Below are 21,880 nucleotides of genomic sequence, written 5' to 3'. Positions count from 1 at the left end.
TATCGTTCCGGCAGTTAGCCGCAGCATGTTCTGATTATCGCTATGAGCATGTCTTGTTAGAGTATGTCCCGGTGACATGCCTGACCTGGGGAGATAACGGGCTGCAGGAATGAATGATTTAGTTAAGAACACACGCGAAGCGTCATGATGGCCTCTTTACGGCTATTATTCTCTTTGTGATGAACCGTGCTCTTTGCAGCACGGTTTTTCTGTTGTTCAGGAGTATCCCGGGGAGGGAAGGGAATCCTGGAGCCTAAGAGAAGAATAGCACCTGAAGGAGGGCGAAGACTGCCGTAGTGGCGGTCTTCGCCCTTTTTTTGCGTTAGGATTCATTCGGCCTCAAGATAAGGCCGCACATAAAGGGAGGAATAGCAGTGAATGTACAGAGTATGAATACCTTGGAATACGGGACGATCAAGCAGGAGCTGATGCGTCACGCTGTATCGTATGAAGGAAGAAGATATGTAAGTGAGCTGGAACCGATGGTATATCTGCCGGCCATACACCGGGCGCTCGAAGAGGCGCAGGAAGCGAAGGAGCTGCTGGAACGGGGGGCGAGCGTGCCGATCCCTTCGCTGGAAGGGATTGAATGGGTGCTGTCACTGCTGGGGACCGGTTATATGTACAATGAGCAGGATTTCACCGCAGTGTCGCTGTTCCTGAACAGCTGCGGACAATTACGGAAGTACATGGCCTCCAAGGAGCAGATTGCTCCGCGCATTGCGTCATACGGCGCTTCTCTGCAGGAGCTGAGGGCTGTCCGGGAAGAGATCGAACGGTGTATCCGGCTGGGCGTCATTGATGACCAGGCCAGCAAAGGGCTGGAACGGGTGCGTAAACGGCTGGCGGTTGCCAAGGAGCGGCTGCACAGGAAGCTGGAGAGTATCATGAACCGGCATAAATCCATTCTGCAGGACAGCCTGGTCAGTATGCGCGGCGGCCGTTATGTGATTCCGGTGAAGCGGGAGTATCACAAGCAAATCAAAGGCTCGGTACTGGACCAGTCTACAAGCGGGCAGACGGTATTCGTTGAGCCGGAGGAGGTGGCCTCGCTTCAGGGGGTGATAGAGCTGCTGACAGCCGACGAAGCCCGTGAGGAGGGAATTATCCTGAGTATGCTGACCGGGCTGTTAGAGCAGGAGCAGGCCGTCTTGCGGCTAAATATCGAGGTAACGGGCACTTATGACTTTATTTTCGCCAAAGGAAAGTACGCCCGGGCTATAGATGCGATGCCTGTCTCCCTGAACGAACGAGGAGCTCTGAGGATGAATGGAGGCAGACACCCGCTGCTGAAGGATATGGTGCCGGTTAGTCTGGAATTCGGCCAGGGGTACAAATCACTGATCGTAACCGGGCCGAATACGGGCGGTAAGACGGTTGTGCTCAAAACACTGGGTCTACTCGTATTAATGGCACAGTCAGGCCTTCTGGTGCCGGTTGACCCCGGCAGTGACTTCGCTGTCTTCACCAATGTAATCAGCGTGATCGGCGACGGCCAGAGCCTGACACAGTCCCTGAGTACCTTCTCCGCACAAATGAAGAGTATTGAAGGGATGCTCAGCGATGCGGGCAGAGGCGTGCTGCTGCTGATCGACGAGCTGGCAGCCGGCACAGACCCCGGTGAAGGCTTCGCGCTGTCCATCGCCATACTGGAGGAGCTGAACCGTAAGGGGGCCAACATCGTTGTAACCACCCACTTCAATGAATTGAAGGCATTTGCTGCGGCGACGCCGGGATTTCAGAATGCACGGATGGAGTTCGACAAGAACACTCTGCAGCCGCTGTACCGGTTGACGATTGGCGAAGCGGGCGAGAGTTATGCCTTACAGATCGCTGCGAAGCTGGGGATAGTCCCGTCTGTAATTGAGCGTGCCAGGGAGCTTGTTACAGTGCAGCGGGAACACAGAGGCAGCCACAGCCCGTGGAAGGACACATTGGAAGAAGCACAGAGGGGTAAAGCTGCTGAGGCTCGGGCAAGTGCAGGAGCTGACGATATGGCTGGTGGAGAAGAGGGAGCCGCTGCGGTGCAGGAGCCAACGGCTCTGAAACCTGAATTTGAGGTAGGGGATGCCGTCTATGTCAGCTCTCTGGGGCGCACCGGCATCGTCTATGAGAAGAAGGACAGCCGGGGAAGGGTCGGAGTGATGATCCAGAAGCAGAAAATGATCATTAACCATAAACGGCTGAAGCCATATCTGTCCAAGGAGGAGCTATATCCGGAGGATTATGATTTTGATATTATCTTCGAGAGCAAGGAGACGCGCAAGAAGCGTAAGCTGATGCGGAAAAAGCATGTCGAGGGGCTGAGCATCATCCATCCCGGGGAGGAAAAATAAGGTGTTGTGATCACCGGAGTCTGCCCGTCAGGGCAGGCTTTTTGTCAAATATAAAGCGATGCTGGCACTGCAAAAATAAATAAAGGGCTTCACTTTGCAGCCAATATTGGTTATCCTCTATAATGTGGAATATTTATTTGTCCATAATCTGCATAATAGGCATTACAGTAAAATCTAGTGTAGAAACCGCTTACATTACTGTGTGATCCAACCCGGGAGGGAAGAAATATATGTCAAACCAACTCATCGGCAGACTAATGCTACCGCTTGTACTCGTGGTGGCATTGTCGGCATGCAGCGGGTCAAGCCCGGCCGTCCAGAATGTTGTGGCGCGCTTAAGCCAAACCGCCGATGAACCCATTACAGGCGGGACTGTGAATTACGGCTACCCGTCAGCTTTTCAGGGGATTTTTGAACCGGCTTTTTTTGAAGGGGAAGATGATTCGAATGTACTGGAATTCACCACTGAAGCTATGTTTACGGTGAATGATGACTTGACCACGGCTCCTAATATCGCGAGCTGGCAGGAATCTGACAATCATACGGTATTTACCTTCACAATCAAGCCCGGGGTCCGCTGGCATAACGGCGATGAATTGACGGTTGAGGATTGGAAATTTGCCCTTGAGACGATTGCCAGCCCGGATTATACGGGTTCCAGATATTACAGTGTTGAGATGATTAAGGGCGCAGAAGCCTATCATCAGGGTCTGGCGAAGGAAATCACAGGGATTAAGGTGATGGACCCTTATACGCTGCGCATTACAATGAATGCCGCACGGGTGAACGTGATTGATAATCTGTGGGCTTACCCGATGAACAAGAGGTACTTCGAGGGTGTCGCCGTCAAAGACATGATGAACAGTGACCAGGTACGCAAGCAGCCGATCGGGATCGGCCCGTTCATGGTAACCAGCATTGTGCCGGGCCAGCGTGTCGAGATGACAAGATTCGACGATTATTATAAGGGCAAAGCGCTGCTGGACGGGGTAACGTACCAGACTATCGACAGCAAGGATATCACGGCTCAGCTCGAAGCGGGCAGCATAGATATCGTCACTGTGCCGCGTGATGCCTACCCGGCTGCCAGACAGCTGGATAATGTTGAGATCCAGGTGACACCAGGGCTGACTTATGAATATATCGGATTCAAGTTCGGGCACTGGGATGAAGCAAGCAATCAGGTGGTCATGGATAATCCCAAATTCCGGGATAAAAGGCTCCGCAAAGCGATGTATTATGCGCTTGACCGGCAGGGAATTATTGATGAATACTCCTACGGTCTCGGAACGCTTATCGAGACGCCTGTTCCCAGCTCAAGCTGGGCTAAGATAGAGGACGGGGAGATTGATACCTATCCGTATCTTCCGGAGAAGGCCATGCAGCTCCTGGATGAAGCGGGATATCTCGACAGGGACGGGGACGGACTCCGGGAAGATCCGGGCAGCAAGAAGTTCATCATTCATTATGATGCTATGAGCGGAAGCAAAACCGCCGAAGCGCGAACAGCAGCCATTCTGCAGAACTGGCGTGATGTGGGACTGGATGTGCGGCTGAACGGAGGAAGCCTGAAGGAGCTGAACACCTTCTATGAAGCAGTGGAGTCCGATGATCCGTCAGTAGAGCTGTTTAACGGGGTCTGGGGACTGGCCAGCGACCCTGATCCTTCGGGGTTATGGCGGGCGACGGATTCGTGGAATTATCCCCGGTGGACGTCGAAGCTCAGCGAGGAACTGATTCGTGACGGAGTAAGCCTGAGAGCCTACGACAAGGATTTCCGCACAGAGGTCTATTATGAATGGCAGAAGCTGATTAATGATGAGGTTCCGATGATCTTTTTCTCGGAACGGTCCAATATCACCGCCGTGAATAAGCGTGTCCAGGGTGTGACGATGAACGCCATAAGCAATATCCGGGACCCGCAGAACTGGTGGATTAAGGATAATCAATAACCCCTTAGGGTGGTCTGATCTGCAGCGTTCGGCTTGCAGCGCAGACTGCCCTATTTTATTTTTTTGCGAAAATAAGAATCAAAACGGAGTTTGCTGCGTCATATACTTTATGGAATATAAGCAGCAAAGAGGCTGAAGTTGTCGTTATTTGTTGTTTCTTTTTAGTTGTGAAGTGATTACAATAGAAATATTGTTTATGTGTCAAAGCCGTTTACCATGTTTATTCTAAAATTAGAACGACCCGAATCCCGGAAAGGGGGAACAATACCATTTGAAGCAGGGCGGCGCATAGCAGTAAGAACAGCCCAGTCATGACTGTCCTGGGAACCCAGGCGGGCATTGTAAATAGATTAAGGCAATTATATGTACAATCCACCACAAAGAAGGAATCAAAATGATGAAAAAGATCAAAAAAATAAAGAAAAGATACATTGCGCTCATTATTGTACTGGTAATTGCTGCTGGAGGGTTTCTGTTCCAGAAGCCGCTCGCTGTGCTGGCCTTTGACCTCTTTTTGTCAGATCAGGTTGAGACTAAGCTGGCGCAGGAATCCTATCAGCCGCTGGATAATGATAACAAGACTACTACAAGTACAGTGAAAGCTGAACCGGTCGTGTACAAAAGCGATCCGTTCTCCCTGATGCTTCTGGGTACAGATCAGCGGGGCAATGAAGTGGCACGGTCTGATACCATGATGTTTGCAGTCGTCCGTCCGGAGGATTATAAGATCCTGCTGATCTCCATTCCCCGGGACACGTACACGGAAATCATCGGACATAGCGGCAATAAGAAGGACAAAATTACACATGCTTACGCTTTTGGCGGCCAGCAAATGTCCAAGGATACGCTGGAAGCGCTGCTCGGCCATGATATTCAGTATTATGCCACCATTAACTTCCAGGGGCTGAAGGATGCCGTGGATGCGATTGGCGGCGTTCCGCTTCCGATTAAGAAGGATATTGTCAACAAAGGCGCAGACCATGATAAGTTCACCATCAAAGCTAATAAATCGAACTACAGTGGTGAAGAGGCGCTTAACTATACCCGCTACCGGGAGGATAGTGATTTCAACCGGACCAAACGGCAGCAGGTCTTTATTGATGTTGTAGCGAATAAAATGTTATCGATCAGCCAAATCGGCAATATCCCGGAGCTGCTGGATATTATGGGCGACAATTTCAAAACGGATATCCAGCCTTCCATGATTATCAGTCTGGCCAAGAAGTTCATGGGCGGCAAGGATATGGATATCTCCAGCTTCACCGTCATGGGAGAAGGCAAGCGCATCGGCGGTGTCTACTACGATATTGTGGATGAAGAGGATCTGAGCGAAGCCCAGGCCATGATCGACAACTGGATGAATGCCAACACCCCGGTTGACCAGCTTATTGAACCCGGCAAGGCGGGGAACGCGCTGGAGCCGGCGGCTACATCCGCAGCGCAGTAACGGTTAATCCGCCACTCCTGTTCTTATTAGATACAGCAGCCATTGCTTAAGGTTAATGGCTGCTGTTTACTGTCTTCATGGTATAATGGAGTGGAACTAATTGCTGCCGGAGTCGTATAACTACGATGGGCCTTATAGCAAGGAAGGTAGAGCATCATTCCTTCGGAACTCTTTGAGGAGGATCAAGAGATGAATATTGCGTTTTTTTTACTTCCTAAACAGGAGGTAGCCTGCGTTACAATGGATTCGACGCTGCGTCAGACCCTGGAACGGATGGAGTTTCACCGCTATACTGCAGTGCCGATTCTGAACCGGAACGGAGAATATGCCGGAACGGTTACAGAAGGGGATTTGCTCTGGTACATGAAGGAGTCAGGTGGCGCGGTCACTTTTGAGAATGCTTCCAAATTTCTGCTCAAGGATGTGCCGCTGCGGATGAATAATCTGGCGGTCTCGATTGATGCGGATATGGAGGATCTGATCAATCTGGCCAAGGTGCAGAACTTTGTACCGGTGGTCGACGATATGAAGCGGTTCATCGGCATTGTACGCCGGAGTCAGATTATTGAATACTGCGAGAAATTTGTCTCACGGCAATCCCAGGAATCGTTATAACCACATCATGAGTTAACCATGCTGAAGGAACCAAGGCCTGTATTTCCGGCGTAACGGAATGCGGGCCTTTTTTGAAAGATTAGCGGAGCGGTAACCTCACTGAATGAGGCCAGGTTCCGGGGTGGCAGGCGTCCGTGTGGCTCGGAAATTTTTATGCTATAATGGAGAATAATGCTTTTTGCCGGAGGTAGAGAGACAGTGCCCAATGTGCCGAAGGACCTGGATGTGGCCAAACGTGCCAAGGTAATCGAGTGGTTAAAGACCGAAGTAATTGATCAAGTCTCAAGGTTATTCAAAGCGTTGTGGGAAGGCAGCACCGCCCGTGTTGGCGATAGTCTGGCCAGCCTGATTATGAGCTCTTATATACTGGGGCGCAGACTGGGTATCCCTTATCGTGAGCTGGATGATTTACTGATGGAGAAGCTGAGAAAGCACAGGCAGGAAGGCCATCAGCTGGAAGAATGGTACCAGGATATATCTGCGTTAGAAGAACATATGCGTAAGAGGTGAATACTGTTGAAATTTCGCTGGACATCTGTGGCTTGGAGCATAGTTTATTTATTGCTGCTGTTATCCCTGTCAACCCCGTTGCTGCTTATTACGACCCTGTTTATGATTATTCCGGCCATAGTGCTCTACACTACACTCAGCACTAAGCAGTTTATTCTGCATCTGTTACCGGTCCTGCTGATTGTAGGCCTGATTACACCCATGTATCTGTTGATTGCGGCCTATTTCCTGATCCCGGCCCTGGTGATGGGGCGCTGGTACAGGAAAAGGGCATCAGCGATCTCAACCCTGGTTGCCGGCATGGTCGCTATATTAGCTGAATTCCTGATGATCCTGCTAATCAGCACTGCGTTCCTCAAGTTTAATTTATATGACTATGTCTACGATGTTCTGAAGACCTATGCGGATTGGCTGGCAAGTATGGGAGCGAGCAATCCGCTGCTGACTGAAATCACCATCTCATCCGATCAGATTGGCCAGATGAGCTGGCTCACCATCCAGGCGATTCCAATGACGCTGATCCTCAGCGCATTCGTCATGGCTGTCATTACCCATTCCATTGTCCGCCCTATTCTGAACAGCATGGGATATGCGGTACCCAAGCTGAAGCCTGCACGGGAGTGGAGACTTGCCAGATCCTTCATCTGGTATTATCTGCTTGGCGTGGTGATCAGCCTGCTGTTCGGCGGTGCAGACAGCGGCTTCATGCTGATGGTCTCGGCCAATCTGCTGCCGCTGCTGCAAATTGCGTTCAAGATTCAAACCATCGGTTTCCTCTTCTTCCTGGTGCATGAACGGAAGTGGAGCAAGATTATAGCACTCCTGCTGGCGATACCTGTTATAGCTCTGCCGGGATTCTGGATTATCGGTGTGGTGGACCTGGCGTTTCCGCTGCGGGAGCTTGTCAAGAAATCGAAACGATAGGGTGAGAGCTCATGCCAAAATTTCTGCAAAGACGCTGGCACGGCTATCATACCGTGTGGGCGTTCTTGCTGCTGCTGGTCCTGATTATAGTGGTAAGCATCTATAACTGGGTCCTCGGCGTTGCCAGCCTCTTTCTGGCCGGGACACTGTGTTTCACCATGCTGCAGGCCGAGCTGTCGTTCCGCCGCAACCTTGTAGAGTATATTAACGGCCTGTCGTTCCGTATTAAGCGGGTGGAGGGGGAAGCTGTAAGTATGCTTCCGCTCGGAATTATCCTGTACAGTGAGGACCGCGCCGTAGAATGGCATAACCGGAATGCCGGCAATATTTTCTCCCGCAAATCTCTTGTAGGCGAGAGCATGCAGGAGCTGATGCCGGATGTCATGGCTTCTCTGCAGAATATACCGCATAAGCGGGAACAGGCCAAGGACGGAGTGCTGAAGGATCACCGCCATGAACTCTCGGTCGATGACCGTTATTATCAGGTCGTGGTGATTCCAAGCGAACGTCTGCTGTATTTGTTCGATATTACAGAGCTTGTTGTCCTGCGTGAACGGTATGAGGATGAGAAGCTGGCGATCGGTATTGTCATGATGGATAATCTGGATGAGGCCGCCCAGGGCATGGATGATCAGCAGCGTACTTCGCTGATTGCCAAGGTAGCCAGTGAGATTACGGAGTGGAGCAAGCAGTTCGAGGTGTATCTGCGCCGCTTGTCTTCAGAACGGTATCTTATGCTGCTGAACCACCGGAGTCTTCAGGCCCTGGAGGAGAGCCGGTTTGTGGTGCTAGATGAGGTCCGCGAGATGACAGCGGATCTTAAGGTGCCTATGACGCTGAGCATAGGCCTTGCGTATGGGGCGGAATCAGCCAGTGAGCTTGGAGCGCTGGCCCAGTCGAGTCTGGATATGGCACTGGGCAGAGGCGGAGACCAGGCCGCCGTGAAGGCGGGCCAGCGGCTCTCCTTCTACGGCGGCAAGAGCAATGCCGCAGAGAAGCGTACCCGGGTGCGGGCGCGCGTGATCGCCCATGCCCTGCGGGATCTGATGCAGGAGAGTGACCGGGTGCTGATTATGGGGCACCGGATACCGGATATTGATGCCGTGGGAGCGGCAATCGGTCTGCTCAAGGCGGCACAGATGTACAATGTGGAAGCTAGTATTGTGATGGAGACACCGAATCCTTCGATCACCCGGATGCTGGAGGAGATCCGCAAGGATGAGGCGCTCTACAAAACCTTCATCACGACAGAGCAGGCGCTCCAGGTGATGACGGAGCATACGCTGCTGATTGTTGTAGATACACACAAGGCCTCCATGACTATGGAGCCGAGACTGGTGCAATATGCCAGCCGGATTGTGGTCGTAGACCATCACCGCCGGGGTGAGGAATTCATCAATGACGCCGTGCTTGTGTACCTGGAGCCGTATGCTTCATCGACCTGTGAGCTGGTAACTGAGCTGCTGCAGTATATTCACGACAAGATCAAACTCAGTCCGCTGGAGGCAACGATGCTGCTGGCGGGCATCACGGTGGATACGAAGCATTTCGCGCTGCATACGGGATCGCGCACCTTCGAGGCTGCCGGCTTCCTGCGCCGGGTCGGGGCAGACACGATTCTGATTCAGCGGATGCTGAAGGAGGATCTGCAGGAGTACATCTCCAAGGCGGAGATCATCAAGCATGCACGTATGGTATATGACCAAATCGCGCTGGTTGTCACTCAGCCTGGAATGAAAATACCGCAGCTGTTGATTGCCCAGACGGCGGATACGCTGCTGGGGATGACGAATGTGGTAGCGTCCTTCGTGATCAGTGAGCGGCCTGACGGCCTGATCGGCATCAGTGCCCGGTCTCTGGGACGGATGAATGTGCAAGTGGTGATGGAGAAGCTGGGCGGCGGCGGACATCTGTCCAACGCGGCTGTACAGCTTGAAGGAACAACCAAAGAAGCAGAAGCCAGACTGCTTGCAGTATTGGCCGAAATTGAAGCGAAAGAGGGGTTATTTGAATGAAGGTCATTTTCATTAAAGATGTTAAGGGTCAAGGCAAGAAGGGACAGGTCAAAGAGGTATCGGAAGGGTATGCAGCCAACTTCCTGCTCCCGCGCGGACTGGTTCGTCCGGCTACAGACGGCAACGTGAAGACACTGGAGAATCAGGCGGCCGCAGAACAACGCCGCAAGGACCAGGAGAAAGAGGAGGCTGTACAGCTGGGCAAGAAGCTGGATGAGCTGACCTTGACCCTGAAGGCCAAAGCGGGTGAAGGCGGCCGTCTGTTCGGCGCGATCACAAGCAAGCAGATCGGTGAGGCGCTGGCAGCTACGCAGGGGATCGTCATCGACAAGCGCAAAATTGAGCTGAGCGATTCAATTCGCCATGTAGGCACATTCCAGGTAACAGTGAAGCTGCATACTGAAGTAAAGGCTAACCTCACGGTTCAGGTAACGGAGGAGTAGAATGGGTGGAGATCTCTTTTTCGATCGGGTTCCCCCGCAGAATCTAGAGGCGGAACAGGCCGTACTGGGTGCAGTTCTGCTATCGGATGAGGCGCTGATTACCGCGATGGAGCGGGTGAATACCGAAGACTTCTACGACAAACCGCATCAGATGATATTTGAGGCGATGGTGCAGCTCGGAGAAGAGAGCCAGCCGATTGACTTGATTACATTGACTTCCCGGCTCCAGGATAAGGGGGAGCTTGAGGATATCGGCGGTGTCAGCTATCTGGCGAAGCTGGCACATGCGGTTCCGACTGCGGCCAACGTCGATTATTATGCCCAGATTATAGAAGAGAAGGCGATGCTGCGGCGGCTGATCCGCACAGCGACGCAGATTGTCAGCGAAGGCTATACCGGCGGCGAAGATGTGGGCATTATGCTAAGTGATGCCGAGCGGCGAATCCTGGAGATCTCGAACCGCCGCAGCGGCAGCGGGTTCATCGCGATCCGTGATGTGCTGATGCAGGTATTCGACCGGGTGGAGCTGCTCCATCAGAACAAGGGCGGAACTTCGGGGATTCCCACCGGCTTCGTTGATCTTGATCATATGACGAACGGTTTTCAGCGCAACGACTTAATTATTGTGGCTGCCCGTCCTTCTGTCGGGAAGACGGCCTTCGCCCTGAATATCGCACAGAATGTGGCGGTCCGGGCGAAGGAGACCGTAGCCATCTTCAGTCTGGAAATGTCGGCGCCCCAGCTGGTTCAGCGTATGATCTGCGCCGAAGCCAATCTGGATGCCAATATTATGCGTACCGGTGATTTCAAAAGCGATGATGACTGGTCCAAGCTCACCATGGGCATCCAATCCTTGTCGGAGTCTGAGATTTACATTGACGATACTCCCGGAATTACAGTGACCGATATCCGGGCGAAATGCCGCAGGCTGAAGAAGGAAAAAGGCCTCGGAATGATCGTCATCGACTACCTGCAGCTGATTCAGGGGCGCGGGAAGGCCGGGGAGAACCGTCAGCAGGAGGTATCCGAAATCTCGCGTACCCTGAAGCAGATTGCCCGTGAGCTTGACGTTCCCGTTATCGCCCTGTCCCAGCTCAGCCGGGGTGTGGAGCAGCGTCAGGACAAACGCCCGATGATGAGTGACCTTCGTGAATCGGGCTCCATCGAGCAGGATGCCGATATCGTAGCGTTCCTGTACCGTGATGATTACTATAATCAGGATACCGAGAAGAAGAATATCATTGAGATTATTATCGCCAAGCAGCGTAACGGTCCGGTAGGGACGGTGGAGCTTGTGTTCCTCAAGAACTTTAACAAGTTCGTCAACTACGAGCGGGCACATGCAGAACCGTTCGCAGGTTAGGCAGAATTCGCACAATACACGAACGATCGCATATATTAACTTGTGATCGTTCGTTTTTATTTGACTTTAAAAAGTGCCGCTGTTACACTGATTATTGTGCTTTGGCGGGTCTGCCCGCCTGGTGTCCGGAGGGCTGCGTACATAATGAAGCGCGTACAGAGCCCTTATTACAAGTGGAAACGGCTTCCTGTCCTTATACAGGGACAGTGGGTTTCAGCGGGAAATAGAAGGATATTCTTCTATTTTGAAAAATAATGGTGCTTGCTTGCACCTACGGAGGAATGAACATGTCAACGGTAGTCGTCGTGGGAACACAATGGGGAGACGAAGGCAAAGGGAAGATCACGGATTTTCTGGCGGAAAGTGCAGATGTGGTCGCCCGGTATCAAGGGGGGAACAATGCCGGTCACACGATTCTGATTGACGGGAAGAAATTCAAGCTGAGCTTGATTCCATCTGGTGTATTTTATAAAGAGAAGACTTGTGTTATCGGCAATGGAATGGTTATCAATCCGGAAGCCCTGATCCAAGAAATTAATTATATTCATGAAAATGGCTTCGATACGAAGAACCTGGTTATCAGCGATCGTGCCCATGTCATTATGCCTTACCATATGCTGCTGGATGCGCTTGAAGAAGACCGCAAGGGCCCGAACAAAATCGGCACAACCCGCAAGGGGATCGGCCCGTGCTACATGGACAAGGCTGCCCGCAATGGTATCCGGATCGCCGATCTGATGGATGCCGAGGAATTCGAGCTGAGACTTCGTCCGCTTATGGAAGAGAAGAACCAGGTCATTACTCAGGTATACGGGGCAGAGGCGCTGGATGTGGAAGAGATTCTGGCGAAATATCTGGGGTATGCAGAAGTGCTGCGCGGCTATGTAACGGATACCTCGGTTGTGCTGAATGAGGCTATTGATGCGGATTCCAGAGTATTGTTTGAAGGTGCGCAGGGCGTCATGCTGGATATTGACCAAGGTACTTATCCGTTCGTAACTTCATCGAATCCGTCGGCAGGCGGCGTCTGCATTGGCTCGGGGGTTGGCCCGTCCAAGATCAAGCAGGTTATCGGTGTAGCGAAGTCCTATACTACCCGTGTCGGCGACGGTCCATTCCCTACTGAACTGAACGATGCCACCGGTGATTATATCCGCGAGACCGGGCATGAGTACGGTACAGTAACCGGACGCGCCCGCCGTGTCGGCTGGTTCGACAGTGTAGTGGTGCGCCATGCCCGCCGCGTCAGCGGAATCACCGGTCTGTCGCTGAACTCGCTGGACGTACTGAGCGGCCTCGAGACGGTTAAGATCTGCACCGGCTACAAGTACCGCGGGGAGATCATTACCCATTACCCGGCGAGCCTCAAAATGCTGGCAGAATGTGAAGCGGTCTATGAGGAGCTTCCAGGCTGGAGCGAGGATATTACCTCTGCAAAAACTCTGGATGATCTGCCGGCGAACACCCGCAAATATGTGGAACGTGTATCGGAGCTGACGGGTATTCCGATCTCGATCTTCTCCGTGGGCCGCAACCGGGAACAGACCAATCAAGTGCTGCCCATCTATATCTAGATTGAAGCAGTGTGAATAGGAAGTACAGGAGCAGGGACCTCGTTGGAGGTGCCTGCTTTTTTGTATTTTCAGGCTAATGTACAGTGGATGGACCACTTTTCTATACCTCAGGCACGTTTCCCCAGCCTTGTTCTAGTCAATACTGTGAGAATGGGATCACATCCGGACTGATTCTTCAGGGAATGAATAGAGCAGGCTGTAAGGGAGAGATGATGATGAGAATAGTGAAACGCGCGCTTGGCATCTGCCTGATTGTTGTGCTGGCCAGCGGATTGTCGATGCTGACGACTGCATATGTTGTGAATACGTATATCCAGTCGGTACTGGCGAGCTTGGATATTAAGCTGGATGGACCGGGTCCGGGGATCGGCGGCTTCGTGAAGGGTCTGACCGGGATGGGGGGCGGCAGCGGGGCGAATCCCAAGGACGAGATATCCAAGGAGACAACCACAGAGACAGATTCAGGCAAGACGGACGGCGAGCAGGGCAATAGTGGAGGGAAGACGGGCAATACGGGCAATACGGAGAATCAGTCAGTGGATGAAAAGGTGCCGGAGAACGCGCTGCCTGTAATGGGACAAGCTGCGGCTGGGGAAGAACAGAGCGAAAGTGCCCTGGACCAGAATCTGGTGATGACACCGGAGGCGATGAATGACCTGAAGGAGAATCTCCCTGCGAATGAGAAATCCAATATTTTCAATATTCTGATGACCAAGCTTCCGCAGGAGGAGATGATCAAAATCTCCGCTGCCCTGGAAGGCGGGTTGACAGAGAGCGAAGTAACGGAATTGCAGGGAATCATTGAGAAATATGTAGATGCAGATGAATATAAGGCTCTGATGAAAATGCTTACACCCGACAATGCGGAGCCGAATCAGAATTAAAAAATGTCACTTTTTGGACACGACATCGTGGCTTGAGACGCATATTTAGGCCATAAACCCGCGAATTTCGCGGGTTTTGCTGTAGGGACAAAGTTGAAATTTTTCTGCAGGCTATGGTACAGTAAAAAAGGACTATTAAGGGTTAATTTTTTGTAACCTTTTTCGTGTCCTCAATAGAGCAATATTCGTACTCATGCAAATAGACAATAAAATTCGATGTGAAGCATAGACTGAAAGGGAGAGTTTCATGAAAGGATTTAAGTTCATGCGCCGGATGGGGAACCTGCGGAGCCGTGATGAAGCATCCGCAGAATCCGGTGCAGCAGGTCTACAGGATAAGGAAACCGCCGGCGCGGGTGAGTCCCGTGTCTTTCAGCCGGTGACGAAATCACGCAGACGCCGGCGCTCATGGCTGCTGGCTTCAACCGGTCTGGTTCTTCTGACCACCTTCCTGGTGGGGGCAGAGAAAAGACATGTTACGGCGAATACCGTAACCTATTACAAAGTGCTGGTGAACGGCGAGGAGATCGGGAACCTGGACCAGCAGGCGGACTTGAATAAGCTGTTCGAGGATAAGAGACGGGAATATCAGCTCAAGTATCCTGACTCTGTGATGGTACTGCAAACGGGCGGCATCACTACAGAAGCACAGCGGGCTTACAAGCCGGAGGTTGACAGTGAGGCTACCCTGGACAAGCTGGATGGCATGCTCAAAGCCTATGCCGTAGGTGTGCAGCTGGCCGTGGACGGAGAGCCGCTCGGAATCGTCAAGGATCAGGAGACGGCTACAGCAGTGCTTCAGGCCGTGAAGGAGCATTATGCTCCGCAGACGGCTGCAGCTTCGGGCGGGAAGCTGAAGAAGACGGCGGCCAAGGCGGGAGCCGCTATCCCGGCAGCTAAAGACCAAGTGGAATCGGTCAAGATCCGTGAGGAAGTGAACATCATTCCGGTGAAGGCAGACCCCAACAAGGTGCTGAGTGTAGAAGAAGCGGTGAAAGTGCTGACCGAAGGCCGGGAAGCTCCGCTTCGCTATTCGGTTCAGGAGGGCGATACGGTCTCTGCGATTGCTTCCAGGTTCAACATTAACCAAGCGGAGATCTTCCGCAACAATCCGGAGGTTAAGGAGCTTAGCCTGCAGATCGGCGATACTTTGCAGTTAACAGTCCCGCAGCCGGATCTTACGGTTGTGACCGTAGAACAGGTGACCGAAGAGGTAGTCACGGAGCCTGAGGTTATTATCCGCAAGAGCGATCAGCTGCCGGCAGGCAAAAGAAAGGTTGTCCGCCCCGGACAAACCGGACTCAAAACGATGCAGTACAGGCTGACCAAAGAAAATGGACAGGTTGTCCAGGAAGAGTGGCTGGGGCAGAGTGTAGTGAAGGCCGCCCTGCCTGAAGTGGTCTATTCCGGCACCAAGGTTGTGGGTGAAGGCACAGGGATGTTCGCCTGGCCCGTTAGCGGAGCCATGATATCGAGCAGTTACGGCGAGCGCTGGGGACGCGCCCATAAGGGAGTGGATCTGGTATCCGGCAATCGTACGATCAAGGCTGCGGATGCCGGGACGGTAAGCTTCGCCGGTGTGCAGAGCGGATACGGCAATGTGGTTATCGTTGACCACAATAACGGATATGTCACTTACTACGGGCATTTAAGCCGTATCTCGGTCTCGGCCGGACAGAAGCTGGGACAGGGCAGCCAGATTGGGATTATGGGCAGCACCGGCCGCTCAACCGGTACGCATCTGCATTTTGAAATCCGCAAGAACGGAACAGCTATCAATCCGATGAAATATCTGAAATAACAAATAAATATATAATTTCTACTATTCATATGTAATTTTCTGCCGTCCGGATGATTTCGGGCGGTTTTTATTTCGTTAGATGTGATGCCCCCCGCAGGTATGTTAAAATAAAGGAATCAATGACCTGAGTATCGTTAGAAAGGTGAAGCTGAGCATATGCAAATGGGAACGATTCTGGTAGTGGATGATGAACAACCTATTGCTGATATATTGAAGTTCAATCTGGAAAAAGAGGGCTATGAGGTCATCTGCGCATTCGACGGCAACAGTGCGGTTGAGCTGGCTCTGTCCAAACGTCCCGATCTGATGTTGCTTGATCTCATGCTGCCCGGCAAGGACGGGATGGATGTCTGCCGTGAGGTACGCTCTGCACATCTGGATATTCCCATTATTATGCTTACCGCGAAGGATGGAGAGATTGACAAGGTGCTGGGTCTTGAGCTTGGCGCTGATGATTATGTAACCAAGCCGTTCAGCACACGTGAGCTGCTGGCCAGAGTGAAGGCCCAAATGCGCCGCCAGCATAAGCCGGCCCAGTCCGAGGCACCAAGTGAGGCTGCGGAGAGCAAACAGGGTGTTTATCATTTCGGGTTATTCATTGATACGGATATGTACATGGTCTACAAGGACGGCGAGCCGCTGGATCTGACGCATCGTGAATACGAGCTGCTCTATTATATGATCCGTCATGCCGGCAAAGTAATGACCCGGGAGCATCTGCTGCAGGCTGTATGGGGCTTCGAATACTTCGGTGATGTGCGGACGGTGGATGTGACGATCCGCCGGCTCAGAGAAAAAATTGAGGAGAACCCCAGCAAGCCGGAGTATATTCATACCCGGCGCGGACTCGGTTATTTGATGCATAGCCCCAAAAACGGAGGATTGTGATGAAAGCACTGTCCTTTTTCCGGACGATTCAGGCCAGGCTTATTGTAATTTATGTGCTGCTGATTCTGATTGCGATGCAGCTGATCGGCGTATATTTTGTCAGCTCCATGAAGAACTCGCTGACGGATAACTTCACCAAGGATCTGAAGGCCCGGGCAGAGATGCTCTCGATTCTCACCGCCGACAAGTTCGGGAGTGAGACGGGGACGGCCGATGAGGAATCGGCTGTGGAAAGTCTGCGCGGCATGGTGAACAATCTGTATATCAATGGTGCAGAGATTCAGGTGCTGGATGCGAGCGGCAAGATTATTACCACCTCGATTCCTTCCCAGAATGACTATGTGGGCCAGCGGAATACGCAGACCGTGGTCAGCCGCGCCTTGCAGGGCATTAGCGATAATGAGGAATATATCATCGCGGATGATAATGTGCGCAAGAAGGTAGTAGCGAAGCCGGTGATCTCTGGAGATAAGGTCGTAGGCGCTATCTATATAGCCGCTGATATGAAAGACTTATATGCCACGATGAGCCGGATTAACAGTGTATTCCTCTCGGGGCTGCTGCTGGCGCTGGCGTTGACAGCAGTGCTGGGGGTGATCCTGGCTCATACCATCACCCATCCGATCAAGGAGATGACCAAGCATGCTACTGCGGTGGCAGAAGGCCGCTTCAACCGGAAGGTTCCCGTGTTCGGCAATGATGAGATTGGCCAGTTGAGCCAAGCCTTCAACTACATGACGGACAGATTGCGCGAGGCGCTGCTGCAGAATGAGGAGGAGAAGGAGAAGCTGTCCTCCATTCTTGCCAATATGAGTGACGGCGTGGTAGCGACGGACGAGAGCGGGGCAGTCATTCTGATGAATACACGCGCTGCCCTGATGCTGGGTGCCGAAGGGCCGCTGCCGGAAGGGGCTCCGCTCGGCGGCCTGCTGGGTCTTGACCCTGAGCAGACGGTCTCGGTGACACAGGGTGTTGCCCAGTCGGCCATGCTTCACCTGTCTCCTCTGGACGGAGAAGACCCCAATATCGTGAGGGTGACCTTCACCCCGATCCACCGCCGCGAAGGCGGACGGGTTGCCGGGACGATTGCGGTGCTGCAGGATGTGACAGAGCAGGAGAATCTGGAGGAGTCACGCCGGGAGTTCGTGGCGAATGTATCGCATGAGCTGCGGACACCGCTCACTACAATCAAGAGCTATGCGGAAGCGCTGGATGACGGTGCACTGGAAGATCCGCAGCTTGCGGTGCGGTTCGTCGGGGTGATCCGCAATGAGACGGAGCGCATGATCCGGCTGGTTACCGATCTGCTGCATCTGTCGCGGCTCGACTCCAAAGAGTCCAGTCTGCGCATACAGCAGACAGACATCTCCGAGATGCTGGAGGATGTGGCCGACCGCTTCTCCTTCCAGATCCGCCAGAAGCGGATCCATATCAGCACGAGAGTACGCAAAGAGGTATCCACAGCTTGGCTGGACCGTGATCAGATTGATCAGGTGCTGGGCAACCTGGTCTCCAATGCCCTGAAATATACGCCGGAAGGCGGGACGATTCAGCTGGAGGCGCATAAGAACGAGGACGGAATGCTGGCCGTTTCGGTGCGTGATTCCGGTATTGGGATTCCGAAGAAGGATATTGAGCGCATCTTTGAACGCTTTTACCGGGTCGACAAAGCCCGGTCGCGGAATATGGGCGGAACCGGTCTGGGGCTGTCCATTGCCCGGGAAATTGTCAAAGCGCACGGCGGCTCTATCTCCCTGCAGTCTGAGCTGAATGAAGGCTCGCTGGTCACGTTCACGCTGCCTTTGATGAAGCAAAGGGGGAGTGAGGCGTGAAGGAGAGAATCAAGTCATGGGTGCTGGTCGTGCTGATACTCGGCAGCCTCGTGGAGAGCTATTATTTGATCTACAGGCTGCCGGGCAGCGATTCAGCAGTGTTGTCCAAGAACTTGTATGTGAAGACGGATAATATGGGACCGGAGGAAAAGGTGGAGAATCTGCTCTACCCGGATAAGATGATCATCCATATGGGCGGGGACAAGCATACGCTGTTCTATCCCAGCTCCACCTTCTATAATCTGATTATGAACCGCCTGAAGGGCCGCGGCTTCGAGAGCTTCCAGCGGCGGTCTGTCCAGGACTTCGACTGGGACAAGATCCGCAGCGAGAATCCGGGCATTGAGCTGTCGTTCGGGGCAGGAATTCCGGTATCACTGCTGCAGCGGGTCATGCAGATCTCGCCGGATTCACTATTTGAAGGGGAGAGCATTGACCGGATCTGGATTTACAACATTAAGAATGATTCCAAAGCCCATGCCGTCTTCTTCAGCACCCGCGGAGATATTGTGTACGAGGCGGCCAAAGCCGATCTTACGGTACAGGATGTGCAGCAGCACGTGGACTTCGGCAAGAATCTGACCCTGTATACTGCCGTGAACGGAGAGTATTATGTCCCTGAGGCCAATGTTCCGCTGGTTGAAGCAGTTATGCCTGCGGGCATGTATACCATTGAGCAAATGCAGAGCAATCTGTTCTTCGATGCCGGCAGCACCAGATACATTCCCGAGAAGGATGGCTCCAAAATCTACACAGACAGCAAACGCAGTCTGCAGGTGGATCAGGAGCAGAACTGGATGAGCTACAGCGATCCGGCAGCACTCCCGGATGGCGACAGTACTCCGGCCAAGGATGCACTGGAGGCGGTGGATTTCGTCAACCGGCACGGCGGCTGGAACGGAACCTACAGGCTGGCGGCTACAGAAGAGGGGCGGCAGGACCGCAAGGTTTCTTTTCAGCAATATTATGGCGCGTATCCGTCCGGCTCCTATCCGGTTATGAGCAATCCGCAGCTCCAGTACGGCGTAATCCATCTGGAGCTGCAGCAGGGGACGGTCTCTTCCTACGAACGCTCCCTGCTGTATATGGATGAGGAGAAGTCAGAGAAGACCATTGTTGAGCTGTCCGGCGGCGAAGTGCTGAAGCAGCGGCTGGCGGGGATCAGCAGTACCCTGCGGATTATTGATCTGACACCTGCCTATCTGCCTGCGCTGACAGGGGAGAAGCTGAAGTTCCGTCCGGTCTGGCGGGTTACGCTGAGTGATGGAACTGAGCTTACGCTGAATTAGAGCAGGATGCAGGAATACAGAGTATAGGAATGAATACAAGGCGTAGGGACGTCTTAGCCTTAAGCTGTTATCCGGGGAGGGAATGTTATGGACTGGGGAAGGGCCAAAAGTGTAATGATCTATGCCTTTCTGGTGCTTAACCTGCTGCTGTGCTATCAGTTATGGATTGATGTGCGCGATCAGGTCAGCGCAGGACTTGACTTCACTTCCCTGTCCGCAGAAACTCAGGCGGTGATGGAAGAGAAGGGCATCCGGCTGCTGTGTCCGATTCCGGCTGCCACTCCGGAGCTGCCTGATATCACGTACCGTTACTCGGGAGAAGAGCAGAATGAAGTGCCTGTGAAGCTCAAGGAGCCGATTGACAGCAAGCTGATGTACTCCTCGTTCTCCGAGCTGAGCAACCTGCTGAAAGGCCAGATCCCGGACATTGCCAATTACCGGTTCGATTCACAGGAGAGCGAGGTTGGCAAGTTCGTGCTGCATCCGCTGGTGGACAACAAATGGTCCCTGTTCAGAGTGAGGCTGGAGCTGATTAACAGTGATCAGAAGATTGTAGCGTACCGCTGGCCGCAGATTGAGATCGGGGCGAGCCGGAGCGATGATCTGCAGAAGGTGCTCCCGGCTTCACAGGCGCTGAGCAGTCTGATCGAGAAGTATTTTCCGGCTGATGCCGCGGTGAAGGAGATTGAGCTGGGCTATTACGGCGAGCTGTTCAACTCCGAGAGCCAGGTGGCTTCGCCGATGTGGCGGTTCATGCTGGAGGACGGCAGCGCCTACTATATGGATGCGATCAGTGCGGATATTATCAGTCCTAAGACAACAGAGTAGAGGGAGCAGGAGAGATATGGGGATTTCATTTACAGTACTGTCCAGCGGTTCTACCGGGAATGTGACAGTGGTGCGTAACGGCGAGACCACGCTTATGATTGACGCAGGTCTGAGCGCGAAGCGGATCGACGAGCTGCTGGCCATGCGTGAGCTGACAGGAGAGGATTTGGACGGGATTCTGGTGACCCATGAGCATTCCGATCATATTAAGGGGCTGGGTGCGATGGCCCGCAAGTATGATCTTCCGATCTATGCGAATCCGAATACCTGGGGAGCCATAGAGAAGGGGATTGGCAAGATTCCTGAGCATAACCGGGTCATTCTGGAAACCGGGCAGCACCGGGATTTCGGCAGTATGCGGGTGGAGTCATTCGCCATCTCCCATGATGCTGCGGAGCCGGTGGCTTACAATTTCTATGACGGCAAGGAGAAGCTGTGTGTGGCGACAGACCTTGGGTATGTCAGCGACAAGGTTAGAGCAGCGATATCGGATGCCGATGTGCTTGTGCTGGAATCGAATCATGATATTGAAATGCTGCGGATGGGGCGGTATCCCTGGAACACGAAGCGGCGGATTCTCGGCGATTTGGGGCATCTGTCCAATGAGGCGGCAGGCACAGCACTCAGCGAGATTCTGACAGGACGGACCAAACGCGCCTATCTCGCCCACTTAAGCAGAGACCATAATATGATGGATCTGGCGAAGATGTCCGTGCGCGGAGCCATGGAGGACCGCGGCTGCTTCTATAGAGACAGCGAGTTCAGGCTCTGTGATACCTACTATGACCGGCCTACGCCATGGGATAAGGTGAGCCAGTCATAAGGCGGTCAACCTCGGTGATCTTATGCTCCAGCTCCTGGCGGGAGAATAATCCTTTATCAATAAGCAGCTCGATCATTGCATGCTGGACAAGAATCAGTTGATAGTGTTCATCCTTCAGATCCCCCAGCTTGCCGATAAACTGTACCAGGTCATTACTTGTTGAAAAAGACTCCATAGTCCGGGCCTCCTTAGTAATTGAATTGTAGTGGTAATGTAAAAAATTCACATCTTTTTTAACATTAAAAAAATGTGGGCGGCACTGCTGCCTGTGATACAATCATAAAGAGCGTTCTAATCCTATTGTAGTCTTTTAAGTTGCAAAATATTCCGGATACAGGCTGTTAAACTTTTTAGTA

At 52.7% G+C, this 21,880-nt stretch carries 18 protein-coding genes; 17 read left to right on the top strand and 1 reads right to left on the bottom strand.

What is annotated here, in order from left to right; translation table 11 throughout:
• Positions 1-374: 374 nt before the first annotated feature.
• The 17 genes from HQN87_RS15070 to HQN87_RS14990 all read left to right on the top strand — a co-directional run bounded on the left by HQN87_RS15070 (position 375) and on the right by HQN87_RS14990 (position 21,524).
• Positions 375-2,336 (top strand): endonuclease MutS2, encoded by a 1,962-nt coding sequence (locus tag HQN87_RS15070; protein ID WP_173134665.1) that lies wholly within the window; start codon positions 375-377, stop codon positions 2,334-2,336.
• A 230-nt stretch (positions 2,337-2,566) separates the two neighbouring features.
• Entirely contained in the window at positions 2,567-4,288 is a 1,722-nt protein-coding gene (gene opp4A, locus HQN87_RS15065) for an oligopeptide ABC transporter substrate-binding protein (protein ID WP_173134662.1), read from the top strand.
• A 394-nt stretch (positions 4,289-4,682) separates the two neighbouring features.
• A complete protein-coding gene (locus HQN87_RS15060; protein WP_173134659.1) occupies positions 4,683-5,735 on the top strand; it encodes an LCP family protein in 1,053 nt (350 codons plus the stop codon).
• Positions 5,736-5,924: 189 nt separating this feature from the next.
• Positions 5,925-6,350 carry a CBS domain-containing protein gene (locus tag HQN87_RS15055; protein ID WP_173134656.1) on the top strand — a complete coding sequence of 142 codons (426 nt, stop codon included), beginning with the start codon at positions 5,925-5,927 and terminating at the stop codon, positions 6,348-6,350.
• A gap of 207 nt (positions 6,351-6,557) precedes the next feature.
• A complete protein-coding gene (locus HQN87_RS15050) occupies positions 6,558-6,860 on the top strand; it encodes a MazG-like family protein (protein WP_171717780.1) in 303 nt (100 codons plus the stop codon).
• A 27-nt stretch (positions 6,861-6,887) separates the two neighbouring features.
• Positions 6,888-7,784, top strand: coding sequence for a DUF2232 domain-containing protein (locus HQN87_RS15045; protein WP_367272727.1), 897 nt, complete (start codon positions 6,888-6,890; stop codon positions 7,782-7,784).
• Positions 7,785-7,795: 11 nt separating this feature from the next.
• Complete coding sequence (locus tag HQN87_RS15040) at positions 7,796-9,799, top strand: DHH family phosphoesterase (RefSeq protein ID WP_173134650.1); 2,004 nt, start codon at positions 7,796-7,798, stop codon at positions 9,797-9,799.
• Positions 9,796-10,242 (top strand): 50S ribosomal protein L9, encoded by a 447-nt coding sequence (gene rplI / locus HQN87_RS15035; RefSeq protein WP_173134647.1) that lies wholly within the window; start codon positions 9,796-9,798, stop codon positions 10,240-10,242. Before HQN87_RS15040 ends, rplI begins: the two co-directional genes overlap by 4 nt.
• A 1-nt stretch (position 10,243) precedes the next feature.
• A complete protein-coding gene (gene dnaB / locus HQN87_RS15030) occupies positions 10,244-11,605 on the top strand; it encodes a replicative DNA helicase (RefSeq protein WP_036699821.1) in 1,362 nt (453 codons plus the stop codon).
• Between the two features lie 287 nt (positions 11,606-11,892).
• Complete coding sequence (locus HQN87_RS15025; protein ID WP_173134644.1) at positions 11,893-13,179, top strand: adenylosuccinate synthase; 1,287 nt, start codon at positions 11,893-11,895, stop codon at positions 13,177-13,179.
• A 215-nt stretch (positions 13,180-13,394) separates the two neighbouring features.
• Positions 13,395-14,063 carry a hypothetical protein gene (locus HQN87_RS15020; protein ID WP_173134641.1) on the top strand — a complete coding sequence of 223 codons (669 nt, stop codon included), beginning with the start codon at positions 13,395-13,397 and terminating at the stop codon, positions 14,061-14,063.
• Positions 14,064-14,310: 247 nt separating this feature from the next.
• Positions 14,311-15,864, top strand: a complete 1,554-nt coding sequence (locus HQN87_RS15015) for a M23 family metallopeptidase (protein WP_173134638.1) — start codon at positions 14,311-14,313, stop codon at positions 15,862-15,864.
• A 156-nt stretch (positions 15,865-16,020) separates the two neighbouring features.
• Positions 16,021-16,752 (top strand): response regulator YycF, encoded by a 732-nt coding sequence (yycF, locus tag HQN87_RS15010; RefSeq protein ID WP_173134635.1) that lies wholly within the window; start codon positions 16,021-16,023, stop codon positions 16,750-16,752.
• The gene (gene walK, locus HQN87_RS15005) at positions 16,752-18,584 is read left to right on the top strand and encodes a cell wall metabolism sensor histidine kinase WalK (protein WP_173134632.1); all 1,833 of its coding nucleotides are present in this window, start codon (positions 16,752-16,754) and stop codon (positions 18,582-18,584) included. Before yycF ends, walK begins: the two co-directional genes overlap by 1 nt.
• Positions 18,581-19,873: a YycH family regulatory protein gene (locus HQN87_RS15000; protein ID WP_173134629.1), complete on the top strand. Its 1,293-nt coding sequence runs from the start codon at positions 18,581-18,583 to the stop codon at positions 19,871-19,873. The genes walK and HQN87_RS15000 overlap by 4 nt, the downstream gene beginning before the upstream one ends.
• 87 nt (positions 19,874-19,960) lie before the next feature.
• Positions 19,961-20,701, top strand: coding sequence for a two-component system regulatory protein YycI (yycI, locus tag HQN87_RS14995; protein ID WP_173134626.1), 741 nt, complete (start codon positions 19,961-19,963; stop codon positions 20,699-20,701).
• Positions 20,702-20,717: 16 nt separating this feature from the next.
• Positions 20,718-21,524 (top strand): MBL fold metallo-hydrolase, encoded by an 807-nt coding sequence (locus HQN87_RS14990; protein WP_173134623.1) that lies wholly within the window; start codon positions 20,718-20,720, stop codon positions 21,522-21,524.
• On the opposite strand, the gene HQN87_RS14985 is transcribed toward HQN87_RS14990, so the two are convergent.
• The gene (locus HQN87_RS14985) at positions 21,493-21,699 is read right to left on the bottom strand and encodes a hypothetical protein (protein WP_173134620.1); all 207 of its coding nucleotides are present in this window, start codon (positions 21,697-21,699) and stop codon (positions 21,493-21,495) included. The two genes, HQN87_RS14990 and HQN87_RS14985, sit on opposite strands and share 32 nt — an antisense overlap.
• Positions 21,700-21,880 lie beyond the last annotated feature (181 nt).

The sequence above is a fragment of the Paenibacillus tritici genome (assembly GCF_013204885.1).
Lineage (GTDB): Bacteria > Bacillota > Bacilli > Paenibacillales > Paenibacillaceae > Paenibacillus_AQ > Paenibacillus_AQ tritici.
This window is presented reverse-complemented; position numbering and strand designations above follow the sequence as displayed.

Excerpts from the sequence above, each read along its gene's own strand:
- opp4A (WP_173134662.1), top strand. The coding sequence starts at position 2,567 with ATGTCAAACCAACTCATCGGCAGACTAATGCTACCGCTTGTACTCGTG.
- HQN87_RS15060 (WP_173134659.1), top strand. The coding sequence starts at position 4,683 with ATGATGAAAAAGATCAAAAAAATAAAGAAAAGATACATTGCGCTCATT.
- HQN87_RS15055 (WP_173134656.1), top strand. The coding sequence starts at position 5,925 with ATGAATATTGCGTTTTTTTTACTTCCTAAACAGGAGGTAGCCTGCGTT.
- HQN87_RS15040 (WP_173134650.1), top strand. The coding sequence starts at position 7,796 with ATGCCAAAATTTCTGCAAAGACGCTGGCACGGCTATCATACCGTGTGG.
- rplI (WP_173134647.1), top strand. The coding sequence starts at position 9,796 with ATGAAGGTCATTTTCATTAAAGATGTTAAGGGTCAAGGCAAGAAGGGA.
- dnaB (WP_036699821.1), top strand. The coding sequence starts at position 10,244 with ATGGGTGGAGATCTCTTTTTCGATCGGGTTCCCCCGCAGAATCTAGAG.
- HQN87_RS15025 (WP_173134644.1), top strand. The coding sequence starts at position 11,893 with ATGTCAACGGTAGTCGTCGTGGGAACACAATGGGGAGACGAAGGCAAA.
- HQN87_RS15020 (WP_173134641.1), top strand. The coding sequence starts at position 13,395 with ATGAGAATAGTGAAACGCGCGCTTGGCATCTGCCTGATTGTTGTGCTG.
- HQN87_RS15015 (WP_173134638.1), top strand. The coding sequence starts at position 14,311 with ATGAAAGGATTTAAGTTCATGCGCCGGATGGGGAACCTGCGGAGCCGT.
- yycF (WP_173134635.1), top strand. The coding sequence starts at position 16,021 with ATGCAAATGGGAACGATTCTGGTAGTGGATGATGAACAACCTATTGCT.
- walK (WP_173134632.1), top strand. The coding sequence starts at position 16,752 with ATGAAAGCACTGTCCTTTTTCCGGACGATTCAGGCCAGGCTTATTGTA.
- yycI (WP_173134626.1), top strand. The coding sequence starts at position 19,961 with ATGGACTGGGGAAGGGCCAAAAGTGTAATGATCTATGCCTTTCTGGTG.
- HQN87_RS14990 (WP_173134623.1), top strand. The coding sequence starts at position 20,718 with ATGGGGATTTCATTTACAGTACTGTCCAGCGGTTCTACCGGGAATGTG.
- HQN87_RS14985 (WP_173134620.1), bottom strand. The coding sequence starts at position 21,699 with ATGGAGTCTTTTTCAACAAGTAATGACCTGGTACAGTTTATCGGCAAG.